General features: G+C 26.0%; 1 protein-coding gene. It reads left to right on the plus strand.

Annotation, left to right across the window (positions count from 1 at the left end; all coding sequences use genetic code 11):
- A partial coding sequence (locus H7U04_RS11325) for a condensation domain-containing protein (RefSeq protein ID WP_201059864.1) occupies positions 1-1059 on the plus strand: 1059 nt, incomplete at both ends.

Consider the following 1059-nt stretch of genomic DNA (forward strand, 5'->3'; position numbering starts at 1 on the left):
TTATAAAGATTGTATTGTTATTAATTTTGTAATTCATCATATTGCCATCGATGAACTTACAAAATTAAAGTTGTTTGAGTCTCTTTTTTATGATGGAGAAGTCTTAACTAATATTTCTTTATATCCCTCACTAAAGAAAGAATCATTCAAGAAAGAAAATGAATTTTGGAAAAACTATTTAAACAAAAGTTATAGTATAAATTTTTCTACAGACTTCAATAGAAATCCTATCAATAATCATCTTGGTAATCGAGTTTATTCAAAAATCGAAAATTTTTCCGATATACTTGAAAAAAAATCAAGATATTTGAAAGTTTCGGAGTTTTCATTCCTTTATACAATTACGGCCATTTGTTTTCAAGTAATAATGGAAGATTCTCCATTAATTGGTATTCCTTCAAATAACAGAAACTTATACAAAGTGAATCCCAATGAACTAGGTTACTATGTTCAAGTTGTTCCAACAATTTTTGAGTTTCCTTCGAATAATGCTTTTGCTGAAGTTGTTAAATCTACTCACGATATGCTTCAACAGCTTTTATTAAATCAAACTCCAGATCTCAATGATATTATGAAAAATACTAGAATTGATGACTCGTTTACGGATTCAATTTGTCCAATAATGATGACATATGAAAATAACTCTCTTGAACATGATAACTTAGAGGAGTTAATGGTCTTCAATGATTTTAGTCAAAATGATATCACTGTTCTATACAAAAAAAATAAAAATGATTTACAAATTGTAATTGAATACAATGAAACTATTTATAGAAGAAGTACTATTTTAGCAATAGAAAACATGTTAAAAACAATAATAAATAATATTGAAGCTAATTTGTTTGCTAATATTAATGATATAAATTTAACAACACAAGTTCAATTGCCACAACCCAAGAATAATCTTCATGAATCTCAGATTGCGAGTATTTCAGAGTTAGTTAATAAGTCATTTGAACAAAATTCATCAAGAATTGCTTTAGAACGTGGTGATTCATTTATAACATATGAAGAGTTAAAGAATTTATCTGATAAAGTAATGGCAATAATATATAATAT

Source organism: Streptococcus sp. 22.1, assembly GCF_016648645.1.
Taxonomy (GTDB): domain Bacteria; phylum Bacillota; class Bacilli; order Lactobacillales; family Streptococcaceae; genus Streptococcus.